Below are 21,408 nucleotides of genomic sequence, written 5' to 3' on the forward strand. Positions count from 1 at the left end.
CGCCCGTTAGGGCGGGCCGAGCAGGCGCCCTACCCCGCCAGCTTTACATGCACCTCGTCGAGGTCGATCTCGCCCAAAGGCATCTTGTTGCCCGGGTTCTCGAAATCGTAGCGGAAGAGCTGGAAGTCGCGCTTGTAGATCTCGTAGACGAGATGCATCGACAGGTCGTCGAAATACTCCTCAACGGCATGCGCCCGCTTCGGCCCGTGGCCCTCGCTCTCGTTGAAGCGCGGGATCTCGTCCAGCTTCACCGGCACCGGGGTCTCGATGCGGGAGAGGACCTTCTCCATCCCCTCGTTGAACCGCTCCGTCCAGATGATCTCGTCATAGCGGCCGCCGTTGACGACGAACGTCGCGGCATGGCCCGACATCGCCGACCAGTGGATGTCCGGCGTCATCGGCTTCTTCCAGCGGATGGTGTCGCGGGCGAAGAGCAGGAACCGCCGGAAGCTCTTGATCTGGTCGAAGTCGAACCCGTCCTCGGGGCTGCCCACCTCGATCCCGTATTTCTGCACCAGAAGCGGCACGAGATTGCCGCGGTAGCGCCGCCCGTTGCGCTGGATGCCGCAGATCTTGTCGAAGAAACTCGACAGGATCCGCGTGTAGGGGTTCCGCACGCAGGTGAAGGCGAAGCTCTTGTGCGCCTCGACATTGGCGGTGATCTTCGCCTGGCTCGCCTCGATCCCCCATTTGTGCAGCCCTTCCTGCGCATCATGGATGTCGCCGTCGAAGAACCGCCCGTGATCGGAGAAATACATGATCTGGCCGATGGTCGAGCAGGCGCATTTCGGCACCACGCGGTAGACCATGCTCTCGCTCTCGGTCATCCATGTTCCCGGATAGCCCATGGCTCGCCTCTCCTCGCTGCCCCGGCGGCAAATGACCACAGGGAGGGTTGTCAATTCAACGGCTCTTCGCCTAACCCCGGGTCAGGAGCGGCAAAGGGATCTCATGGCGCGTATCGCCTTCATATTGCTCTGCCACAAGGACCCGGCCGCCGTCATCCAGAAGGCGCGGGCGCTGACGGCCGCGGGCGACGTCATGGCCATCCATGTCGACGCCAATGCCCCGGATGCCGCCTATGACGAGATCCATGCCGCCCTGAAGGACGACAGCTCCATCACCTTCGCCCCCCGCGTGCGCTGCGGATGGGGCGAATGGTCGCTGGTCGAGGCGACGCTCGGCGCCGCCCGCGCGGCGCTCAGGGCCTTTCCCGAGGCGAGCCATCTCTACCTTCTCTCCGGCGATTGCATGGCCATCAAATCCGCCGCCTGGGCGCATCAGATGCTCGATGCGGACGATGCCGATTACATCGAGAGCGTGGATTTCCACGACAGCGGCTGGATCAAGACGGGCATCCGCGAAGAGCGTCTGACGCTCCGCCACTGGTTCAACGAGCGCAGCCAGAAGCGGCTGTTCTACACCTCGCTGAACCTGCAGCGCCGTCTCGGCCTCACCCGCCGGCCGCCCGAAGACCTGACGATCATGATCGGCTCGCAATGGTGGTGCCTGCGCCGCCGCACGATGGAGGCGATCCTCGCCTTCCTCGCCGAGCGGCCGGACGTGCTGCGCTTCTTCCGCACCACCTGGATCCCCGACGAGACCTTCTTCCAGACCATGGTCCGTCATCTCGTCCCCGAGGCCGAGATCCGCAACCGGACGCTGACCTTCCTGATGTTCACCGACTACGGAATGCCGGTGACCTTCTACAACGATCATTACGAGATGCTGCTCGGGCAGGATTACCTCTTCGCCCGCAAGATCTCGCCCGAGGCGGATCAGCTCAAGGCGCGGCTCGGCGATCTCTATGCCTCGGGGCGCACGGATTTCCGCATCTCAGGCGAGGGGCGGCGGCTCTTTTCCTTCCTGACGGGCCGGGGCCGCCACGGCCGGCGCTTCGGCCCGCGCTTCTGGGAATCGGGCGTCTCGATGGGGCGCGAGCGGGTACTCTATGTCATCGCCTCGAAGAAATGGCATGTGGCCAAGCGGCTCGTCGGCGCCATCCGCGCGGCGACGGGCATCCCCTGCCTCGATTTCATCTTCAACGAAGAGGACGCGCCGCTCCCCGATCTCGGCGGCATCCAGTCCTCCATCGCCAAGCGCACCCGGCACCGGCGGGCGATGATGCGGATGCTCTTCGACCATGAGGACAGCGACCGGCTGCTGATCTGCCTCGATGTCTCCGGCATCGACCATCTGCAGGATTTCGCCTCTGACAGTTGCGAGCTTCGCGTGCTCGAGCTCGACTGCGCCTATTCAGACGAGTTCCTCGCCGGCCATGCCCGGCGGATGGGGCTTGCCGGGGACGAGACGAGCGCCGCCGGGCTGGCGCTGCTCCTGCCGACGCTCCGCAACGACATCGCCTGGGAGACGGAGCGGCTCCGCGCGCTCGGCCTGCCGCATCTTGGGCGGCTCCGCGAAGAGGCGAGCCCCACCGAATGGGCCGCCGCCATTGCGGATTTCCTCCAAGTCGGGCAGGAGGAAGCGGCAGAGATCGCCGCGACTCCGCAGCTCTTTGCCGACTGACGCCGAGCCCCGGGAAGAGGCCCCATGACCTTCGATTACGATCCCGAGAACATCTTCGCGAAGATCCTCCGCGGCGAGATTCCGAACAAGACGGTCCATGAGAGCGAGCATGCCCTCGCCTTCGAGGATATCTCTCCCCAGGCGCCCGTGCATGTCATGGTGATCCCGAAGGGGCCTTACGTCTCGCTCGATCACTTCGCGGCCGAGGCGAGCCCGGAGGAGCAGGTCGGCTTCTTCGCCGCCGTGGCGGAGGTCTGCCGGATCCTCGGGGTGGAGGAGGGCTTCCGCGCCATCGCCAATGCCCGGGGACATGCGCATCAGGAGGTGCCGCATTTCCACCTGCATATCCTCGGCGGCCGCCCGCTCGGCCCCATGCTGACAGCCACGGAGTGAGCCCGATGAGACCCCAAGCCTCCGCCTATCCGGCCCCCGAGACCCGCACGACCCACGCCCGCCGCTTTGCCTGCGACGGCGGCGAGGGCGCGCTCGGCCATCCCCGCGTCTGGCTGACGATCCCCCTCGGCGCGGCCTCCGTCGACTGCCCCTATTGCGACGCCCGCTGGGTGCTCGAGGGTGACGGGGCGGATCACCACTGACGGGGACGGTGTGCATGGTGGGTTGAAAACCCACCCTACGCCCGGCGCCGCTACCGCCCCCGGGCACCGGCGAGACGCACGGCCACCCCGTAGGGTGGGTTTGTAACCCACCGTGCCGCCCCTCACCCTATCGCACCGCTCAAACGGGCTCGCCCGCGAGCCCGCCCGTGATGGCGGGCCGAGCCTCTCCCCGGTCGCCGCGCAGGGCGAGCGCCGGCCCGGGGGGTTGGCGCTCCGACAGTCGAGCGGCGCGCTTTATGGTGCAACCCACCTCTCCGCTCACAGGCTGCGCCGAGCCCCACCAGAGCGCCAGCCCGCGGGACGGGCCGGCGCTCGCCCTGCGCCGTTCCGGCGCGTGCCGGGCGGGGGATGAGCGGGACCGTTGAACAAAGGCGTAGGGTGGGTTTGTAACCCACCACGCTCCTCGCCCCCCCCACCCCTCCCCTCTGGCCCTCCGCGCCCCCCTGTGGCACCTCTAGGCCCAACCTGAGGAGCGCCAGCACATGAGCACATTCGGCAAGGGCCACCATCTGATGCTGGTCGACGGCTCGGCCTTCATCTTCCGCGCCTACCACGCCCTGCCGCCGCTCACCCGCAAGTCCGACGGCCTGCCCGTCGGCGCCGTCTCGGGCTTCGTCAACATGCTCTTCAAGATGGTCGAGGACCAATCCGGCGACGATGCGCCCACCCATGTGGCCGTCATCTTCGACTATTCCGGCAAGAGCTTCCGCAACGAGATCTACGACCTCTACAAGGCCCACCGCCCCCCGGCGCCGGAGGACCTCGTCCCCCAGTTCCCGCTCACCCGCACCGCCACGCGGGCCTTCAACATCCCCGCCATCGAGATCGAGGGCTTCGAGGCCGATGACATCATCGGCGCCCTCTCCTGCCGGGCGCGGGATGCCGGCGGGCGGGTCACCATCGTCTCCTCCGACAAGGACCTGATGCAACTCGTCGGCGACGGGGTCGAGATGTTCGACCCGATGAAGAACAAGCGCATTGACCGCGAGGGCGTCTTCGAGAAGTTCGGCGTCTATCCCGACCGGGTGGTCGACGTGCAGTCGCTCGCCGGCGATTCCGTCGACAACGTGCCCGGCGCCCCCGGCATCGGCCTCAAGACCGCTGCGCTCCTCATCAACGAATTCGGCGACCTCGAGACGCTCCTCGCCCGCGCCGAGGAGATCAAGCAGCCCAAGCGCCGCCAGACGCTGGTCGACAATGCCGAGCAGATCCGCATCTCGCGCCGGCTGGTGGCGCTCGATTGCGAGATGGACTGCCCGATCACCCTCGAGGAGCTCGAGGTGAAGGACCCGGATCCCGAGGTGCTCCTGCCCTTCCTCGCCGAGATGGAATTCCGCTCGCTCTCCAAGCGCATCGCCGACAAGCTCGGCGTCGACACGCCGGTCATCGCCGACGCCCAGGGCGGCGCCTCCGGCGAGACCGCGCAGGAGATCGCCCGCGAGGAGCTGCCGCCCCCGCCCTTCCCCGAGAGCTACACCTGCATCCGCGACGCCGAGCTGCTCGGCCGCTGGATCGCCGCCATCTACGAGCGTGGCCATGTGGCCATCGACACCGAGACGACCTCGCTCTCCGAGATGCGGGCCGAGCTCGTCGGCATCTCGCTCTGCGTCACCCCGGGCGAGGCGGCCTATATCCCGGTCACGCACAAGGAATCGGGCGACGGCGAAGGGCTCTTCGACACCGGCGCGCTGGCCGAGGGGCAGATGGGGCTGGCCGAGGCCATCGACCTCCTGAAACCCGTCCTCGAGGATCCCTCGATCCTCAAGATCGGCCAGAACATGAAGTACGACGCGAAGATCTTCGCGCGCTACGGCATCGATGTCGCGCCGATCGACGACACGATGCTGATGAGCTACGCGCTGCACGCCGGGCTCCACAACCACGGCATGGACGAGCTCTCCGAGCGCTACCTCGCCCACCGCCCGATCCAGATCAAATCGCTCCTCGGCTCCGGCAAGGCGGCGATCACCTTCGACCGGGTGCCGGTGGACGATGCGGTTAGATACGCCGCCGAGGATGCCGACGTGACGATGCGGCTCTGGCAGCTCTTCAAGCCGCGCCTGCATGAAGCGCAGGTGACCCGGGTCTACGAGCGCATGGAGCGGCCGCTGGTCCCCGTTCTGGCACGGATGGAGATGGCGGGCATCAAGGTCGATCGCGACCACCTCTCCCGCATGTCCAACGCCTTCGCGCAGAAGATGGCGGGGCTGGAGGCGGAGATCCAGGAGAAGGCCGGCCGGCCCTTCAACGTGGGAAGCCCCAAGCAGCTCGGCGAAATCCTCTTCGACGAGCTCGCCCTCCCCGGCGGCAAGAAGGGCAAGACCGGCGCCTGGGGCACCGGGGCCGACGTGCTGGAGGATCTGGCCACCGAGCATGAGCTCCCCGGCCTGATCCTCGACTGGCGGCAGATCGCGAAACTGAAGAGCACCTATACGGATGCGCTGCAGGAGCACATCCATGTCGACACGGGCCGGGTGCATACGAGCTATTCTATCGCCGGCGCCAATACCGGCCGCCTCGCCTCCACCGACCCCAACCTGCAGAACATCCCCGTCCGCACCGAAGAGGGCCGCCGCATCCGCGAGGCCTTCATCGCCGAAGAGGGGAACGTGCTGGTCAGCCTCGACTATTCCCAGATCGAGCTGAGGATCCTCGCCCATATCGCCGGCATCGAGCAGCTCCGCGAGGCCTTCGCCGAGGGGCAGGACATTCACGCGGCCACGGCCTCGGAGATGTTCAACGTGCCCATGGAGGCGATGACCCCCGACATCCGCCGCCAGGCCAAGGCGATCAACTTCGGGGTGATCTACGGCATCTCCGGCTTCGGCCTCGCCCGCAACCTGCGCATCCCCCGCGCCGAGGCGCAGGGCTTCATCGACCGCTATTTCGAGCGCTTCCCCGGCATCCGCGCCTATATGGACGACAGCGTCGCCTTCGCGAAGGAGCACGGACGGGTCGAAACGCTCTTCGGCCGGCGCATCCACACGCCCGAGATCAACGCCTCCGGCCCCCATGCCGGCTTCGCCCGCCGCGCCGCGATCAACGCCCGCATTCAGGGCACGGCGGCCGACATCATCCGCCGCGCGATGACCCGGATGGAGGCCGCCATCGCCGGGCTGCCGGCGAAGATGCTCCTGCAGGTCCATGACGAACTGCTCTTCGAAGTGGAGGAGGACGCGGCCGAGACGCTGATCGCCCGCGCCCGCGAGGTGATGGAGGGCGCCGCCTACCCGGCGCTGGAGCTCGCGGTGCCTCTGGTCGTCGACGGCGGCACGGGGCGGAACTGGGCCGAGGCGCACTGACGCCGGCCCTTGGGGGGCGCCGGCTCCGGGGGCCCTTGGAGGGCCCCCGGAGCCGGGTGGAGGCGCTGCCTCCACACCTCCGGCATATTTCCGGCCAGATGAAAGGGGAAAGAGCCTCCTTGCCTCTGCCCCTTTTCAAATACCCTTCGGGGAGCGCGAGGGGCAGACGGCTCCTCGCTCCCAGACCATCGACCGGGCCGGACCTCGGAAGCGGAGGGTGCCCGCCGCCGGCATGGCACGATTTCCGATGCGGAAATCGTGCACGGACATCGATACGATTTCCGTGGCCAGGTGGCGCCGGCCGCGCTACTCTCCCCCCATGTGCATGACGATCATCCGAGCCTGAGGCCTGTCGCCGGCGCGCCCGCGCGCCACGGCCTCATACCGCCCCCGGCCCCGCCGGTGGGCTGCTCAAGGATATATCATGGACACCCCCTTCACCGCGGATGACCTCCGCCGTTTCGAGACCGATGGCTATCTCCGGCTGGAAGATGCCATCCCGCCCGAACTCGTCGCCGCCTGCGCCGACATCCTGTGGAAGGCCAGCGGCTGCGACCCCGACGACCGCAGCACCTGGACGCAGCCGGTCATCCGCCTGCCCCATCTCGCCCTAGCGCCCTTCCGCGAGGCAGCGAACACGCCGCGGCTCCACGCCGCCTATGACCAGCTCGCCGGAGCGGGCAACTGGCAGCCGCAGGGCGGGCTCGGCACCTTCCCGCTGCGCTTCCCCTCGCCGGAGGATCCGGGCGATGCCGGCTGGCATGTCGATGTGAGCTTCGACACCGAGGCGCCGAACTTCCTCGACTGGCGGGCCAACCATGCCTCGAAGGGGCGGGCGCTCCTGATGCTCTTCCTCTTCTCCGATGTCGGCGCGCTGGACGCGCCGACCCGCCTGCGGCTCGGCTCGCATCTGCAGATCGCCCGACAACTGGCGCCTGCGGGCGAGGCGGGGCTGACACTGGGCGAGCTCGCCGCGAACGGCTTCGCCGAGAGCGCAGATTGCGAGGAGGCAATCGCGACCGGCCCGGCGGGCACGGTCTTCCTCTGCCATCCCTTCCTCGTCCATGCGGCCCAGCCGCATCGGGGGAGGGTGCCGCGCTTCATGGCGCAGCCGCCGCTCCTGCCGGTGGCGGGGCACCTGCCGGGCGAAGCCGATACGCCCGTCGGCCGGGCGATCCGGGGCGCCTGAACGCAAAAGGGGCGGGCCATCAGGCCCGCCCCTCATTCCCTCAGTCCCGGGCGATCAGTTGACCGCTTCGGCCTCAAGCTGGCGGCTCGCGCCGCGGGCGATCTCGATCTGGCGGGGTTTCAGCGCCTCGGGCACCTCCTTCACCAGGTCGATATGCAGCATGCCGTTCTCATGGGCGGCACCGGAGACGCGCACATGGTCGGCGAGCGTGAAGCGCCGCTCGAAGGCGCGGGTGGCGATGCCGCGATGCAGGTAGACCCGCTCGCCGGCGGCCTCGTCCTTGCTGGCGGAGATCACGAGGGCGTTCTCGCGGGCCTCGACATTGAGGTCATCGGCAGAGAAGCCCGCCACGGCGATCGAGATGCGCCAGGCGTCATCGCCGGTCTTCTCGATGTTGTAGGGCGGGTAGTTGCTGGCCTGCGTCTCGCTGGCGAGCAGCCGGTCCATCATCTCGGCCATCTGATCGAAGCCGACGCTGGCGCGGTAGAGGGGGGAAAAATCGAACGTGCGCATAGGGGTATCCTCCAGTGAAGCGACACATGCGGGTCAGGCCCTTCCGTCACGGACAGGGCAGGGGTCTTGCGCGGGACCCGTCATCGGCATCCCGCATCGCTGATTTAGGGAAGGGTCGGGGCCGTTCAAGACCTCTCACGGCCGGATGAACTTCGCTCCCGTGTCATGCCGCTCGCCGACGATGACCCGCCCCGCGCCGCCCGCGGCGAGGGCGCCCTCGCCGGCCTCCATCCGCGCCAGAAGCTCGGGGAGCGCGGCGGCGAGGTCGGCGCCGAGCGCGATGCGCTCGCCCTCGAGCTCCGCCTTGGCGGAGACGATGGAGACGAGCTCCGGCCCGGCCGCCCCCGCGCGGAAGACCGGCGCGCCGGAGGAGCCGAAGTCGACGTCGCAGGCCATGACGAGCACGCCCCGCGCCGCGCCCATGAGCCCGCAGACCTCCTGCAGCGACGGCGCCTCCTCCCGCCCCATGGCGTAGGAGACGATGCCCACCTCGCCCCCCGCCGCCCCGGCGGGGGCGGTGGCGAAGGGGGTGATCTGCGTGGAGCGGATCGGCTGGGCGAGCTCCAGAAGCGCGAGATCATTGGCGGAGCGCAGGTTGCTCTCCGCCGCCGGCCCCTCATAGGCCGGATGCACCAGCGCGCGGCGCACCGGCCGCTCCGCCAGCGCCCGCCCGCCGCGGAAACCGGCGCGGAAGGTCAGCCGTTCGGGCGAGATAGGCGCACCGGCGGCGTCGAAGAGGCAATGCGCGGCGGTCAGCACCAGCCGTTCGCCGATGAGGGCGGAGGTGCAGAAGCCCTCGCCATCCATGTCGAGCCGGCCGACCGCCTCCCAGCCGCGCGCATCGTCCATGGTCTGCAGCGCCGTCAAAGCCGATTGCGCGGCGGCGGGCGGGGCGAGGCAGAGGAGGAGAAGAAGAAGCGCACGGATCATGGGCGGACGATAGCGGCGGGCCGGGGCGGGATTGAGGCGGCCGGATGGATAAATCCCGGATGTGGCGCAGGGGGCGCGGCGGGGAGTTCCACCCCCCCGAACCCCCCGCCTCGTGGGGGCCCCCGGCCCCCCACACCCCCGGCGGTATTTGAGGAGAAGCGAGCACAGGGGCGCGCCACGCCTCCTCCTCGATTTTCTCGAGATACCGCCAAGGAGCGCGAGGGGCAGGCGGCCCCACACCCCCGGCTCTCTCAGCCCGCGCCGGTGCTCAGAACCATTGCCCCGGCTCCATCAGCCCGAGGTCCATGAGCTGCCGCGAATGCCAGTCGAAGGGCACCGAGCTCTTCCAGCGGAAGTCGCCTATCGCGCCGCTGGAGCCGGGGTTGGTCTTCAGCGCCTTCGCGGTGCGGAACGAGGCGATCGCCGCCGTCAGCGAATGATGCCAGGGGCAGGCATAGGTGTTGAGCTCGGGCTCTGAGAGGAGGTGCCCGTCCAGGAGCCGCAGCCCCGGCCGGGCCCGGAAGAGCGCGATGCGGTCGATGCGGCGGGCGGCCTCGGGAACATGCTCCTCGAAGCGCCAGCGGAGCCCGCCGAAGAAGTCGAGCTGCCGCTCCATCGGGTGGTTGTGGCGGCCCGGGTCGGGGCGGGCGAGGGCGTAATAGCCCGTCCGGTCGAGATGCGCGTCTTCCAGCGAGACGGCGTCGGGGGCGGCGGCGAGGTTGGCGGCGTAGAGATCGACGACATAGGTGAGCACCGCCTCGCGCCGCTCCTCGGCGACGAAGCCCAGCATCTCGCCCACCGTCCGGCTCTCGCTATAGGGGTAGAAGAGGTATTCCGCCCCGTAGCAGTAATAGAGCCAGGTGCCCGGCGCCGCCGCCGCGATGACGGCATTGACGGCGCGGGGGGCGGCATGGCCCTCCGCCATGCCCATGTCGATGCGCTCGACGCGGGGGTCCGCCAGCTCCGGCAGGTCGCCGAGGGCGAGGCCGGGGTCGGCGAAGAGCAGCACGGCCGCGAAGCCACAGCCGAGGTGATGCGCCAGCGTCGAGCCGATCTCGACGGCATCCTCGGCGAGGATCACCGCCACAGGCCCGCGCGACAGGATCCCCGGGCGGGCGGCGAGGCAGGCGGTGAGGCTCTCGTGACGCATGGGCCGAGGTTTCCCCGCAAGGCGGGGGCAATGCAAGGGGCGGCATGGGAGGCGCCCCTAATCCGCAGCCGGCGTTCGGCGCCCGCGCCCGGGGCTCGCATTGCCAGGCCCGGCCGCAGGCTGTAGAGCCTCCGGTCAAGCCTGCAAGCCGAGAGCCGATGACCCGCAAACTGCACATCCGCACCTACGGGTGCCAGATGAACGTCTATGACAGCGAGCGCATGGCCGAGGCGCTGGCGGGCCAGGGCTATGAGACGACGGAGGAGGTGGCCGAGGCCGATCTCGTCCTCCTCAACACCTGCCATATCCGCGAGAAGGCGGCGGAGAAGGTCTATTCCGAACTCGGGCGCCTCAAGGAATTGAAAGCCGCCAACCCCGATATGCGTATCGGCGTCACCGGCTGCGTCGCCCAGGCGGAGGGGGAGGAGATCCTGACCCGCTCGCCGATGGTCGATCTCGTGCTCGGGCCGCAGAGCTATCACCGCCTGCCGGAGCTGACGGGCGCGCTGCAGGCCGGCGCCCGGCTGGTCGAGACGGATTTCCCCGCCGAGGACAAGTTCGACGAGCTGCCGGCGCGGCGGAAGGCCCGCCGCGCGCCCGCCGCCTTCCTGACCGTGCAGGAGGGCTGCGACAAGTTCTGCGCCTTCTGCGTGGTGCCCTATACGCGGGGGGCCGAGGTCTCGCGGCCCGCCGCCCGGATCCTCGCCGAGGCGCGCGATCTGGTCGAGGCGGGGGTGAGAGAGCTCACGCTCCTCGGCCAGAACGTCAACGCCTATCACGGCCATGAGGGCGGGCTCGCCGGGCTGATCCGGGCGCTGGCGGAGATCGACGGGCTGGCGCGCATCCGCTACACGACCTCGCACCCGAACGACATGGACGAGGCGCTGATCGCCGCCCATGGCGATGTCGAAAAGCTCATGCCTTACCTGCACTTGCCCGTGCAGTCCGGATCCGACCGGGTGCTGAAGGCGATGAACCGCAAGCACACGGCGGCGGAATATCTGGCGCTGGTGGAAAAGCTCCGCGCCGTGCGGCCCGACCTCCTCCTGACCTCCGACTTCATCACCGGCTTCCCCGGCGAGACGGAGGCGGAGTTCGAGGAGACGCTGGAGCTCGTCCGTGCCGTCGGCTACGGCACCGCCTTCTCCTTCGCCTATTCGCCGCGCCCCGGCACGCCCGCCGCCGAGCGGAAGGATCAGGTGCCGCGCGAGGTGTCGATGGACCGGCTACACCGGCTGCAGGCGCTTCTCGCCGGGCAGCAGAAGGCGGCGCTGGAGGCCATGGTCGGGCGGGAGACCACCGTGCTCTTCGAGAAGGCGGGGCGGCTCCCCGGGCAGATGGCCGGCAAGTCGGCGCATCTCCATGCCGTCCATGTTCCGGCGCCGGCTGAGTCGCGCGGTGAGGTGCGCCGGGTGCGCATCACCGAGGCCGGGCCGAACTCGCTGGCCGGCACACTCGTCGATTGAGGCGAAAGCGAGGCGAATCGTGGTTTGCGGGTGGCGGAGGCCACGGCATTCCCCCGACAATCGGCAGGCCAGGAATAGATTGTTGCTTTGCCGGGCACGGTATTTGTTAAAATTTCTTTCCAACTTGACCGTGCGGGTTAAAATCTTCCTTAACATTCCAAAGCCTGCGCTGCCGGGGATCGCTGCCGCCCCCCGAGGCCGCGCCATTCCGGAGGGGTTCGTCGCCATGAGAAGTATCGTCCGTCACCTGAGGACCGCGCTCGCCGGGCTTGTCGCGGCTGCGTTCGTCAGCGCCGGGTTCCTGCAGCCCGCCTTCGCCGACGAGCAATACCTGCCGGGCATCTGGGTCGACCCCGATGGCTGCGAGCATTGGGTCATGGACGACGGCGCCGAGGGCTACATGGACCCGGTGCTCGACCGTGAGGGCGACCCGGTCTGCCACCGCGCCGAGATCTGCGGCGTGATGTCGACCGACCAGCTCTTCGCCACCGACCGCTCCGAGATCAATGCCGAGAACCGCCAGCGTCTTGCGACCTTCTTCACCTCGGCGACGGCCTTCGGCTTCCTGATCTACGGCCATACCGACAGCCGCGCCTCCGACGAGTACAACATGGACCTGTCGCAGCGGCGGGCCGCCTCCGTCGCCGCCGTGGCGCAATCGGTCGGCGCCCGCGTGGTGGACGTGCGCGGCTTCGGCGAGCGCCGGCCGCGCGCCCCGAATGACACGCCCGAGGGCGGGATGCGGCAGAACCGCCGCGTCGAAGTCTACTGCCTGCGCTGACACCCGGTAAGGATGACGATCATGACCTATCTGAAAACCGCCGTCCTGCTCGCCGGGCTCGTGGGCCTCTCCGCCTGCGAATACGGCCCCGACAAGAGCATCGACCGCAACATCGACGCCCACTCGCTGACCGACCTCGTCGCCGGCATCTGGGTGGACCCCAATGGCTGTGACCACTGGATCATCGACGACGGCTTCGAGGGCTACCTGTCCTCGCGCCTGACGCCCGACGGGCGGCCCGTCTGCTCTGGCGTCGCCGCGCCGAGCACGGTGACGGGGCCCTTCCAGGATGGCTCGTTCGTCCCCGACCTGCTCTGAGGCCAAAGGACCGCGTATCGAAGGCGCCGGCGGGGAGACCCGCCGGCGCCTTTGCTTTGGGCGGGTGGGATTGGGGGGCAAAATTCTTCTGCGAAGAATTTTGGGCGCCGCACCGGGCGGCGGGCCCGGGTGAGGGCGGGGAGCCGGGGGGCTGTCTGCCCCCGTCGGCCCGAGGGCCGACTCCCCCTGAGGATGCCCGGGAGCAAAGACTGGGGGGGCGGGGCGCCCCCGGGAGGGCCGGGCTCAGGGGCGGCCGATGGGGCGGAGGGCGCGGACGGGGGCATGTTCCGTCGCCAGCGCCTCGATGCCTATCACGCGCAGCTCTTCCAGCTCCGTCGCGCTCGGGCGGGCGCGGGGGCGGACGAAGGGCTTCTCGCCCCGCAGGAGCGCGAGGAAATGGAGGGGCCCGGACGGCGGCGCCCCGAGCCGCGCCTGATAGACCGGCAGGGATTCCGCCACGCGCTGCACGTAGTTGCGCGTCTCGGTGAAGGGGATGTGCTCGATCCAGTCGACGACATCGACGCCGGCCTCGGGGTCGCGCGGGTCGCCCCGTGCCTCCATCCATTGCCAGGGGCGGGAGGGCCCGGCGTTGTAGCCGGCGGCGATCATCACCGGGGAGGGGCCGAACTCCTCCTGCAGGCCGGCGAGATAGGTGGAGCCCAGGGTCGCGTTGTAGCGCCAGTCGCTGGTTAGCCGGCCGAAATCGTAGCCGAGCCCCTGGCGCACGGCCACTTCGCGGGCCGTGCCGGGCATGAGCTGCATGAGCCCCTGCGCCCCCACCGGCGAGCCGACCCATTGGTTGAACTCCGATTCGCGCCGGGCGATCGAGAGCGCCAGCTCCGGCGCCACCGGCAGATCCATGCCGGTGAGCGGATGGAGCGGGAAATAGGCCTCGGGGATCAGGATGCCGCGATCCGCCGCCGCCTTGCCAAGGATGGTCATGAGGAACGGCCGCTCGTCTTCCTCCAGAAGCGCTGCGAGCTGGCGGAGCTCGCCCTCGCCGAGGTCGCTGGCAAGGCGGAGCGTGAAGAGCGCGCTCGTCACCCAATCCTCCCCCGGCAGGAGGAGTTCGAGCGCCTGCCCGACCTCGCCCTCGCGGAAGGCGGCACCTACGGGCGAGGGCAGGCCGGTGCCGCCGAGCGCCGCATCCAGCGGCAGGCCCAGCGCCTCGCTGGCGAGGAGCCCGTAATAGGCGGTCTGGTGCACGGCAGCCGCCCGATAGGCGGCCTCTGCCCCGGCCTCGTCGCCCTCGGCGGTCAGCGCCCGGGCCAGCCAGTAATTACCGCGGGAGAGCGAGATGGGGCCGGAGACGACCTCGAGGAAGGCGCGGAAATGCCGCTCGGCCCGCGCAGCGTCGCCGAGGTCGCTGAGCGCGATGAAGCCGGCGAGCCATTCGAGATCGGCATAGAGATCGCCCTCGGCATCCATCCGGTGGGTGGAGGCGAGTTCATAGGCCTCTTCCGCCCGCCCCTCGCGCATCAGCCAGCGGGTGAGCGTCGCGCGCCAGCTCGCCCAGCGGAAGGGCTGGCCGAGCGCCTCGGCGCTGCCCGAATGGGCGCGCATGATGGTGATGGCCTGCGTGTAATCTCCGTCATCGGCGGCGCGGTTCATCCGGTCGACGGCGAGGCCGGGGTGGTCGGCAAGGGCCTCCGGCACCGCCGCCACCTTCTCGTCGGCATCGCCGGCGCCGCGGATGAGGGCGATCCGCGCCTCCGCCAGAGCCCGGTCGCTGGTGGAGAGGAAGGGCAGCAGCCGTTCGGCCTCGCGCGTGCGCCAGCGCCAGAGCATCGCCTCGACCCGCGCGGGGTGGAGCGGCGTCAGCACGTCGCCGAACGCCTCCAGCATCGCCGCCTCGCCCTCCTCGTCCAGCCCGAGCTCGAGCCAGCCGGCGCGCAGCGCCGCTTCCGCCTCGGTGAGCCGGCCGAGCGCGATGAGGGCCTCGGCGAGCTTGGCGGCGCCCTCGCCGGTCTGCGGCGGGGCCCCGTCGAAATAGGCGACGATGGCCTCGGGGGCGGTATTGGCGCTGATCAGGGTCTCGCCCTCGGCGCGGAGCCGCTCGAGGCCGGGCCAGCCGGGATGCTCCTCGAGGAAGGCGGGATATTCGGGAAAGCTCGCCGTGCCCTGGCGGAGCCGCATCCAGGTGATGAGCGCCTCGGCCACGGGGCCATCGGGCCGGGCGAGGGCCGCGGCAATATCCCATTGCTCTTCCGCCACGGCGGGCATGGCGGACTGGAAGGCCGCCTGCGCCGGGGCGAGCCCGGGCAGAAGGCAGAGGGCGATCGTCAATCTGAGGCCGGTCATTCTGCTCCGCTCGGCTTTTGTTGCCAGAGGTAGCGCAGAAGGACCCCTCCGGCAAAGTCACGAACTTGTCGGGCTGCGGAAAGCCGCGTAGGGTCCGCGCGATTTTCGGGGGGCATCGGGCCCCCCTTTGCAGCAGATGAGGTGCGCGCCATGTTCCGAGGGTCCCTTCCCGCCCTGGTGACGCCGTTCAAGGACGGCGGTCTGGATCTGGATGCGCTGAAAAAGCTCGTTGCCTGGCACATCGCCGAGGGCAGCCACGGGCTGGTCCCGGTGGGAACGACGGGCGAGAGCCCGACGCTGACCCATGACGAGCACGATCTGGTCGTGAAGATCGTGGTGGAAGAGGCCGCGGGCCGCATTCCGGTGATCGCCGGCGCCGGCAGCAACAACACCGCCGAGACGGTGCGGCTCGTGAAGGCCGCGAAGTCCGCCGGCGCCGATGCGGCGCTGGTGGTGACGCCCTATTACAACAAGCCGACGCAGGCCGGGCTGATCGCCCATTTCACCGCGGCCGCCGATTGCGGCCTGCCGATCGTCATCTACAACATCCCGCCCCGCTCGGTGGTCGACATGACCCCGGCGACGATGGCGGAGCTGGCGAAGCACGAGATGATCATCGGCGTGAAGGACGCGACGGCCGACCTCGCCCGTGTGCCGAAGACGCGGCGGATGTGCGGGGAGGGCTTCGTGCAGCTCTCCGGCGAGGATCCGACGGCCATCGGTTTCAACGCGCAGGGCGGGGTGGGCTGCATCTCGGTGACGGCCAACGTCATCCCGAAGCTGCTGGCGGAGCTGCAGGAGAAGACACTGGCCGGCGATTACGCCGGGGCGCTGGCGATCCAGGACCGGGTGCAGCCGCTCCACGAGGCGGTCTTCGCTGAGCCGGGCGTCGCCGGGGCGAAATACGCGATGTCGCTTCTGGGGCTCTGCTCGGAGGAGGTGCGCTCCCCGCTGGTGCCGCCGAGCGAGCCGGTGAAGGCGCAGATCGCCGAGGCGCTGCGCGGGGTCGGGGCGATCAACTAGGGCTCGGCCCGCCCTGACGGGCGGGCTCGCGGGGGCGTGGTGGGCTGAAGCCCGCCCTACGGTCTGGCGTAGGGCGGGTTTGCAACCCACCTTCCCCCCCTCTCAACCAGCCCCAACCTCGCCGCGCGGGGCGAGCGCCGGCCCGGGGGTTGGCGCTCCTGACGGTGCCGCGGCGCACTTTATGGCGCCGCCACCTCCCCGCTCACCGGCACCGCCTGCCCTCACCAGAGCGCCAGCCCGCGGGACGGGCCGGCGCTCGCCCTGCGCCTGCGGCGCGCACCGGGCGGGGGCACAGCATGAGCGTTGCACCAAAGGTGGGTTGAAAACCCACCCTACCCTTCGTCGGCGGCCCCCGGCGCCGGCACCGGCACGCCCGGCTCCCGCAGCCAGCCTTCGGCCCAGGTCACGCCGTCCAGCCCGGCGAAGCGGCAGAGGCGGTCGAGCTCGGCCTCGAAGGCGCTCTGGCGGCCCTTGCCCCAGCGCGTGCCGGCCTCGGGCCAGAGGGCGCGGAGCTCCAGCCGGCCGGCCTCGCGATTGGCCTTCATGTCCACCCGCCCGACCAGCCGGTCGCCCTGCAGGAGCGGGAAGACGTAGTAGCCGTAGAGCCGCCTCGGTGCCGGCACGAAGATCTCGATCCGGTAGAAGAAGCCGAAAAGCCGCTCCGCCCGCGCTCGGTCGCGGAGCATCGGGTCGAAGGGAGAGAGGACGCGGAGCCGGTTGCCCGGTGCCGGCAGGGCCGAGGCCTCCGCCACCAGGCCGGGGAAGGCGACCGAGCGGCGGAGGCGGCCGTCCGCCTGTTCCACCGCCACCTCCTCGATGCGGCCCGCGGCGAGCGCCGCCGCCACCCAGGCCCGCGCGGCCTCCGGCGGGACCATGCGCTTGCCCCAGAAGCCGGAGAGCTCGCCGGAGGTGGCGAAGCCGAGCCGCGCCAGCGCCTCGCGGCAGGCCCAGTCGAGGCTTTCCTCCTCGCTGACCTCCTGCGAAAGCCAGGGTTCGGGGATCACCCGCTCCGTCAGGTCGTAGACCTTGCGGAAGCTGTCGCGCCGCAAGACCGTGATCTCGCCCGAATGCCAGAGCCATTCGAGCGCGGCCTTGGAGGGGTGCCAGTCCCACCAGCCGCCGGAGCCGCGGGGCTCCTCGGGCGCCAGCTCGCCGGAGCTGATCGGGCCCCTCGCCACATGGGCGCGGACGTCGTCCAGCTGCTCCACGAAGGCGCCGCCCTGCCACTCTGCCCATTTCTCCTTCATCCGCGCCTCGGTCCGGCGGAAGACATGGCGCCAATGCGGGAAATGCTCGACGGGGATGATCGAGGCGTCATGCGTCCAGTGCTCGAAGAGCGCGCGGTCGCGGGAAAGGAGCCGCCCGAGCGCCGCGGGCCGGTAGGCACCCATCCGCGAGAAGAGGATGAGGTCATGCGCCCGGGCCAGCGTGTTGACGCTGTCGAGCTGCACGAAACCGAGCCGCCCGATCAGCGCCCGGAGGTCCTGCCCACGGCCAGAGCCGGAGGGCGGGGCGAGGAGGGCGTGACGCTCCATGAAGAGCCGGCGGGCGAGCGGGTTGGGGAGGATGGGCGGGGTCATGGAGCGAGGCTAGCGGGGCGCGGGGCGGAAGGGAACAACCTGTGAACGTCCGGGCGGGGTGGCGGGGGGAGGAGTGGGGGCGCTGCCCCCACACCCCCGGCGATATTTATGGCCAGATGAAAGGGGGGACGGGGGGGATCCGGGGAGACTGCGCCCTGCGAGGGGCGGAAGGTGTGGGGCGGCGGCCGGGCCACTTGCCGCTACGACATCTTCAGCCGTTTCTGCTAGGCTGGGCGCCATGGCCGAGAGCTATCTCACCCGCGACGAGATCCGCGCCCTGTCCGAGCGGTCGGACCTCTGGGGCGCGCTCCTTCTTGCGCATTGCTACGGGATCATGGCGGCGGCGCTCGGGATATTCGCGCTCTGGCCCAATCCGCTCACCTTCCTTCTCGCCGTGATCCTCATCGGCTCGCGGCAGCTCGGCCTCGCCATCCTCATGCACGAGGCCGCCCATATGGCGCTCTTCCGCTCGCGGCGGCTGAACGAATGGGCGGGGGAGTGGCTCTGCGGGCGGCCGATCCTCGCGGACCTGCCGGCCTACCGGCGCTATCACCTGCAGCACCACCGTCATACGGCGACGGAGGCGGACCCGGATCTCGCCATGGCGCGGGCCTACCCGACGAGCCGTGCCTCGCTCCTCCGCAAGGTGCTGCGCGACCTGACCGGGCGCACGGGGCTGAGGCTCATGGCCATCCGGCTCGCCTTCCACTTCCGCATGGCGGGCGAGGTGGAGGAGGATCCGGCGGCGCTCGACCTCTCCATCGGCTATTTCGTCCACCAGCTCCACCGGGGCGCCCTCGCCCAACTGGCGCTCTTCGCGCTTCTCTGGGCGGTCGGCGCCTGGTGGTGGTATCTCGCCTTCTGGCTCCTGCCGCTTCTCACCTGGTTCCAGCTCGTCCTCAGGCTCCGCAACATCGCCGAGCACGGCGGCGCGGCGCTGACGGCGGATCCGTTGCGCAACACCCGCTCCACCCGGGCCTCGTGGATCGAGCGGCTGCTGCTGGCGCCCTATTGGGTGAACCACCACATCGAGCATCACCTCGTCATGCATATCCCCTGCCGGAACCTGCCGAAGGTGAGCGCGCTCCTCGCCGCGCGCGGCATCACCGAGCGGATGGAGATTGCGCCCGGCTACCTTTCCGTCATCCGGATGGCGGGCTCTCGCGGCGCCGCCCGGGGCCCCGCCTGACGCGCGGGTGAACTACCGGGGGCGCGGGCGAAAAACCTCTCGGCGATTGCGCCATTTGCGTCTATACGCCGGCCGATCGGGCCAGTTCGAGGGAGGGTTTCATGGCATCTGGGCGGGATATCCGGGCGTTGACCGGAGAGAATGCGGACAGCCGCTGGAACATCGGGACCGGCATCGGCACCCCCACCGTCATCACCTACAGCTTCGCCCGTGGCGATGCGCCCTATGACGATGGCGACGCCAGCGGCTTCCGCGGCTGGTCGAAGGGAGAGATGGCGCGTGCCCGCGCCGCGCTGGACCTCTGGGCGGACATCAGCGGTATCACCTTCGTCGAGGTGCCGGACCGCGTGGTCGGCGACCTTCGCTTCTCGCTCGCGGCCAACCTCGGCCCGGGGCAGGAATCGACCGCCGGCTATGCCTATTTCCCCGGGTCGGATTACCAGTACGACTGGGATACGGGCACCTGGGCGCCGACCTCGAACAGCCATGCCGACTACGGCGGAGACATATTCCTCGACGCGGCCTATGTCCGCTCGTCGGGCATGAATTCCGGCGAGGAGGGCTTCTCCGTCCTCATCCATGAAATCGGCCATGCGCTGGGGCTGAAGCACCCGTTCGAGGGCGATCCCGTCATCACCCCCGGCCATGACAACGGCCGCTACACCATCATGTCCTACGATACGCCCTGGGGTCAGAGCCAGCTCGGCAGCGTCGACATGGCCGCGATCCGCTACCTCTATGGCGAGGCGAGCGAGAGCATCGCGGCCCGCTGGCTCGGCAATGCGCTGCTGCAGCTCGGCGGGGCGAACGGCGACAAGCTCGGCGGCTCGCATCTGAACGACTGGATCTACGGCCGCGCCGGCAAGGACGCCATCGAGACAGGCGACGGCAAGGACAGGGCCTTCGGCGGCGCCGGGGCGGATGTGATCGACCTCGGCGACGGCGACGACAGCGCCTATGGCAGCAGCGGCGACGACGTCATCACCGCCGGCAACGGCAAGGATTTCGTGGCCGGCGGCGCCGACAACGACACGCTCGAGGGCGGCGGCCAGGACGATTCCGTGCAGGGCAACTTCGGCAATGACCTTTTGTCCGGCAACGGCGGCAACGATACGATGCACGGCGGCGGCGGCCATGACAGCCTTTTCGGCGGCTATGACGACGACCTTCTGCGCGGCGCCGACGGCAAGGACTGGCTCGAGGGCGGCAACGGCAACGACAAGCTCGACGGCGGCCGCGGGCTCGACGTGCTGACCGGCGGGCTCGGCGAGGACCGGTTCCTGTTCTTCGCCGATGGCGGCATCGACAGGGTGACGGATTACGCCTTCGGCGAGGACGCGCTCGTCTTCGTCGATTCGGCGGACGGCATGGCGGATCTCGACTTCTCGCAGCAGGGCGATGATGTGCTGATCACCGCCGACTCGCTCCGGGTGATCGTCGAGGACTATCTCGTCGAAACGCTGGTCACCGAGGGGACCTTCCTCTTCTGAGCATGGGCCGGCGGCCCCCGACCCGGGGCCGCCGGCGCGACACCGGCCCGCTGCCCTTGCGTCACTCCCGGCGCCGGCTGGCCTCGCCCCGGGAAATCCGCGAGACTCCGCCGCCATGGCCCGCCCCGATCCCTATGCGCCCCTTGCGGCCTTTGCCGCGCCGGCGGGCGGCTCGTCCCTCAGCGCCGTCCTGGGCGGGCTCCTGGCGGTGGCGGCGGCCTATATCGGCGGGCAGATCCTCGTCTTCGGCCTCCTCCTGCCGTTTCAGGGCCCGGAGCAAGGGGCGCCGCTCAGCCGGCTCGGGGTGCTCCTGTTCCTGCTGTCATATCTCGCGCCGCTGGCCATGGTGGTCACCTGGTGCCGTCGGGTGCTCGGCCGGCCGGCGGCGGGGCTCCTCGGCCCCGCGGTGAGGCTCTGGCAGCACTGGCTGCGCGCCTTTCTCTGGGTGTTCGGCCTCATGCTCGTCCTCCTCGCGCTGCCGTCCTGGACCCTGGAGCTCGTGCGCCTGAACCCGGTGGCCCCCTGGCTCCTCACCCTGCCCGTCATGCTGCCGGCGGTGCTTCTCCAGACGGCGACGGAAGAGGTGGTCTTCCGCGGCTATCTGCAGCAGGAGCTGGCGGCCCGCTCCAAGAGCCCGCTCGTCTGGATGGTGCTGCCCTCCGTCGCCTTCGGGGCGCTGCACTGGGGCAATGGCTCCAGCCCGGCCGACAGGCTGCTCTACGTGGGCGTCATCAGCATCTACGGGATGCTCTCGGCCGACCTCGTGGCGCGGACGGGCAGCCTCGGCGCCTCCATCGCCTTCCATTTCGCGGTCAACATCCAGTCGATCCTCCTCTTCGGCGAGGAAGGGCTGGGGCTCGAGCGGGCGGCGCTCGGCGTACTGCCCCCGCAGGACATCGAGCTCGGCGGGATGACGATGGGCGACATGCTCGGCCCGGCGGGGCTCGTCATCCTTGCCGTCAGCTCGGTGCCCTTCCTCCTTTACTGGCTCGCGGCACGGGTTGCCGTCCGCCGCTGAGGGGCCGAGAATTGC

The 21,408-nt window shown here is 69.8% G+C and carries 18 protein-coding genes; 12 read left to right on the top strand and 6 right to left on the bottom strand.

Annotated features, from left to right (window positions below):
• Window positions 1-29: 29 nt before the first annotated feature.
• Complete coding sequence (locus ACAZ03_RS14910) at window positions 30-848, bottom strand: sulfotransferase family protein (protein ID WP_373354826.1); 819 nt, start codon at window positions 846-848, stop codon at window positions 30-32.
• 103 nt (window positions 849-951) lie between these two features.
• Between ACAZ03_RS14910 and ACAZ03_RS14915 the strand changes: the two genes are divergently transcribed.
• The 5 genes from ACAZ03_RS14915 to ACAZ03_RS14935 all read left to right on the top strand — a co-directional run bounded on the left by ACAZ03_RS14915 (window position 952) and on the right by ACAZ03_RS14935 (window position 7,634).
• Window positions 952-2,526, top strand: a complete 1,575-nt coding sequence (locus ACAZ03_RS14915) for a DUF5928 domain-containing protein (protein WP_373354827.1) — start codon at window positions 952-954, stop codon at window positions 2,524-2,526.
• 24 nt (window positions 2,527-2,550) lie between these two features.
• Window positions 2,551-2,919, top strand: a complete 369-nt coding sequence (locus tag ACAZ03_RS14920; RefSeq protein WP_373354828.1) for an HIT domain-containing protein — start codon at window positions 2,551-2,553, stop codon at window positions 2,917-2,919.
• A 5-nt stretch (window positions 2,920-2,924) separates the two neighbouring features.
• Window positions 2,925-3,122, top strand: a complete 198-nt coding sequence (locus tag ACAZ03_RS14925; protein ID WP_373354829.1) for a zinc-finger domain-containing protein — start codon at window positions 2,925-2,927, stop codon at window positions 3,120-3,122.
• Window positions 3,123-3,625: 503 nt separating this feature from the next.
• Window positions 3,626-6,445 carry a DNA polymerase I gene (gene polA, locus ACAZ03_RS14930; RefSeq protein ID WP_373354831.1) on the top strand — a complete coding sequence of 940 codons (2,820 nt, stop codon included), beginning with the start codon at window positions 3,626-3,628 and terminating at the stop codon, window positions 6,443-6,445.
• A gap of 424 nt (window positions 6,446-6,869) precedes the next feature.
• Window positions 6,870-7,634: a phytanoyl-CoA dioxygenase family protein gene (locus tag ACAZ03_RS14935; protein ID WP_373354833.1), complete on the top strand. Its 765-nt coding sequence runs from the start codon at window positions 6,870-6,872 to the stop codon at window positions 7,632-7,634.
• 54 nt (window positions 7,635-7,688) lie between these two features.
• Here the strand turns inward: ACAZ03_RS14935 and ACAZ03_RS14940 are convergent, their stop codons facing one another.
• The 3 genes from ACAZ03_RS14940 to ACAZ03_RS14950 form a co-directional block, all read right to left on the bottom strand.
• Window positions 7,689-8,147: an Hsp20 family protein gene (locus tag ACAZ03_RS14940; RefSeq protein WP_373354835.1), complete on the bottom strand. Its 459-nt coding sequence runs from the start codon at window positions 8,145-8,147 to the stop codon at window positions 7,689-7,691.
• A 135-nt stretch (window positions 8,148-8,282) separates the two neighbouring features.
• Window positions 8,283-9,077: a serine protease gene (locus tag ACAZ03_RS14945; protein ID WP_373354837.1), complete on the bottom strand. Its 795-nt coding sequence runs from the start codon at window positions 9,075-9,077 to the stop codon at window positions 8,283-8,285.
• Window positions 9,078-9,345: 268 nt separating this feature from the next.
• Entirely contained in the window at window positions 9,346-10,227 is an 882-nt protein-coding gene (locus ACAZ03_RS14950; protein ID WP_373354839.1) for a glycosyltransferase family 2 protein, read from the bottom strand.
• 158 nt (window positions 10,228-10,385) lie between these two features.
• Between ACAZ03_RS14950 and miaB the strand changes: the two genes are divergently transcribed.
• From miaB to ACAZ03_RS14965, 3 genes are all read left to right on the top strand, one after another.
• On the top strand, window positions 10,386-11,693 hold the full coding sequence (gene miaB, locus ACAZ03_RS14955) for a tRNA (N6-isopentenyl adenosine(37)-C2)-methylthiotransferase MiaB (RefSeq protein WP_373354840.1): 1,308 nt from the start codon (window positions 10,386-10,388) through the stop codon (window positions 11,691-11,693).
• Between the two features lie 226 nt (window positions 11,694-11,919).
• Window positions 11,920-12,474, top strand: coding sequence for an OmpA family protein (locus ACAZ03_RS14960; protein WP_373354842.1), 555 nt, complete (start codon window positions 11,920-11,922; stop codon window positions 12,472-12,474).
• Window positions 12,475-12,495: 21 nt separating this feature from the next.
• Window positions 12,496-12,792, top strand: a complete 297-nt coding sequence (locus ACAZ03_RS14965; RefSeq protein ID WP_373354844.1) for a hypothetical protein — start codon at window positions 12,496-12,498, stop codon at window positions 12,790-12,792.
• 243 nt (window positions 12,793-13,035) lie between these two features.
• Here the strand turns inward: ACAZ03_RS14965 and ACAZ03_RS14970 are convergent, their stop codons facing one another.
• Window positions 13,036-15,093 (bottom strand): transglycosylase SLT domain-containing protein, encoded by a 2,058-nt coding sequence (locus tag ACAZ03_RS14970; protein WP_373354845.1) that lies wholly within the window; start codon window positions 15,091-15,093, stop codon window positions 13,036-13,038.
• Window positions 15,094-15,243: 150 nt separating this feature from the next.
• Between ACAZ03_RS14970 and dapA the strand changes: the two genes are divergently transcribed.
• Complete coding sequence (gene dapA / locus ACAZ03_RS14975) at window positions 15,244-16,116, top strand: 4-hydroxy-tetrahydrodipicolinate synthase (protein WP_373354847.1); 873 nt, start codon at window positions 15,244-15,246, stop codon at window positions 16,114-16,116.
• A gap of 332 nt (window positions 16,117-16,448) precedes the next feature.
• On the opposite strand, the gene ACAZ03_RS14980 is transcribed toward dapA, so the two are convergent.
• The gene (locus ACAZ03_RS14980; protein WP_373354848.1) at window positions 16,449-17,696 is read right to left on the bottom strand and encodes a winged helix-turn-helix domain-containing protein; all 1,248 of its coding nucleotides are present in this window, start codon (window positions 17,694-17,696) and stop codon (window positions 16,449-16,451) included.
• Window positions 17,697-17,934: 238 nt separating this feature from the next.
• Here ACAZ03_RS14980 and ACAZ03_RS14985 point away from each other — a divergent pair, with 238 nt between their 5' ends.
• The 3 genes from ACAZ03_RS14985 to ACAZ03_RS14995 all read left to right on the top strand — a co-directional run bounded on the left by ACAZ03_RS14985 (window position 17,935) and on the right by ACAZ03_RS14995 (window position 21,393).
• Window positions 17,935-18,885: a fatty acid desaturase family protein gene (locus ACAZ03_RS14985; protein ID WP_373354850.1), complete on the top strand. Its 951-nt coding sequence runs from the start codon at window positions 17,935-17,937 to the stop codon at window positions 18,883-18,885.
• Between the two features lie 101 nt (window positions 18,886-18,986).
• Window positions 18,987-20,375: a matrixin family metalloprotease gene (locus tag ACAZ03_RS14990; protein ID WP_373354852.1), complete on the top strand. Its 1,389-nt coding sequence runs from the start codon at window positions 18,987-18,989 to the stop codon at window positions 20,373-20,375.
• Window positions 20,376-20,490: 115 nt separating this feature from the next.
• The gene (locus ACAZ03_RS14995; protein ID WP_373354854.1) at window positions 20,491-21,393 is read left to right on the top strand and encodes a CPBP family intramembrane glutamic endopeptidase; all 903 of its coding nucleotides are present in this window, start codon (window positions 20,491-20,493) and stop codon (window positions 21,391-21,393) included.
• Window positions 21,394-21,408 lie beyond the last annotated feature (15 nt).

Origin of the sequence: Pseudoroseicyclus sp. CXY001, assembly GCF_041714655.1 — a bacterium.
In the GTDB taxonomy this organism is placed as follows: domain Bacteria; phylum Pseudomonadota; class Alphaproteobacteria; order Rhodobacterales; family Rhodobacteraceae; genus Pseudoroseicyclus_A.

What these genes read in the sequence shown, in the direction of transcription:
- ACAZ03_RS14910 (WP_373354826.1), bottom strand. Translation starts at nt 848, where the DNA reads ATGGGCTATCCGGGAACATGGATGACCGAGAGCGAGAGCATGGTCTAC.
- ACAZ03_RS14915 (WP_373354827.1), top strand. Translation starts at nt 952, where the DNA reads ATGGCGCGTATCGCCTTCATATTGCTCTGCCACAAGGACCCGGCCGCC.
- ACAZ03_RS14920 (WP_373354828.1), top strand. Translation starts at nt 2,551, where the DNA reads ATGACCTTCGATTACGATCCCGAGAACATCTTCGCGAAGATCCTCCGC.
- ACAZ03_RS14925 (WP_373354829.1), top strand. Translation starts at nt 2,925, where the DNA reads ATGAGACCCCAAGCCTCCGCCTATCCGGCCCCCGAGACCCGCACGACC.
- polA (WP_373354831.1), top strand. Translation starts at nt 3,626, where the DNA reads ATGAGCACATTCGGCAAGGGCCACCATCTGATGCTGGTCGACGGCTCG.
- ACAZ03_RS14935 (WP_373354833.1), top strand. Translation starts at nt 6,870, where the DNA reads ATGGACACCCCCTTCACCGCGGATGACCTCCGCCGTTTCGAGACCGAT.
- ACAZ03_RS14940 (WP_373354835.1), bottom strand. Translation starts at nt 8,147, where the DNA reads ATGCGCACGTTCGATTTTTCCCCCCTCTACCGCGCCAGCGTCGGCTTC.
- ACAZ03_RS14945 (WP_373354837.1), bottom strand. Translation starts at nt 9,077, where the DNA reads ATGATCCGTGCGCTTCTTCTTCTCCTCCTCTGCCTCGCCCCGCCCGCC.
- ACAZ03_RS14950 (WP_373354839.1), bottom strand. Translation starts at nt 10,227, where the DNA reads ATGCGTCACGAGAGCCTCACCGCCTGCCTCGCCGCCCGCCCGGGGATC.
- miaB (WP_373354840.1), top strand. Translation starts at nt 10,386, where the DNA reads ATGACCCGCAAACTGCACATCCGCACCTACGGGTGCCAGATGAACGTC.
- ACAZ03_RS14960 (WP_373354842.1), top strand. Translation starts at nt 11,920, where the DNA reads ATGAGAAGTATCGTCCGTCACCTGAGGACCGCGCTCGCCGGGCTTGTC.
- ACAZ03_RS14965 (WP_373354844.1), top strand. Translation starts at nt 12,496, where the DNA reads ATGACCTATCTGAAAACCGCCGTCCTGCTCGCCGGGCTCGTGGGCCTC.
- ACAZ03_RS14970 (WP_373354845.1), bottom strand. Translation starts at nt 15,093, where the DNA reads ATGACCGGCCTCAGATTGACGATCGCCCTCTGCCTTCTGCCCGGGCTC.
- dapA (WP_373354847.1), top strand. Translation starts at nt 15,244, where the DNA reads ATGTTCCGAGGGTCCCTTCCCGCCCTGGTGACGCCGTTCAAGGACGGC.
- ACAZ03_RS14980 (WP_373354848.1), bottom strand. Translation starts at nt 17,696, where the DNA reads ATGACCCCGCCCATCCTCCCCAACCCGCTCGCCCGCCGGCTCTTCATG.
- ACAZ03_RS14985 (WP_373354850.1), top strand. Translation starts at nt 17,935, where the DNA reads ATGGCCGAGAGCTATCTCACCCGCGACGAGATCCGCGCCCTGTCCGAG.
- ACAZ03_RS14990 (WP_373354852.1), top strand. Translation starts at nt 18,987, where the DNA reads ATGGCATCTGGGCGGGATATCCGGGCGTTGACCGGAGAGAATGCGGAC.
- ACAZ03_RS14995 (WP_373354854.1), top strand. Translation starts at nt 20,491, where the DNA reads ATGGCCCGCCCCGATCCCTATGCGCCCCTTGCGGCCTTTGCCGCGCCG.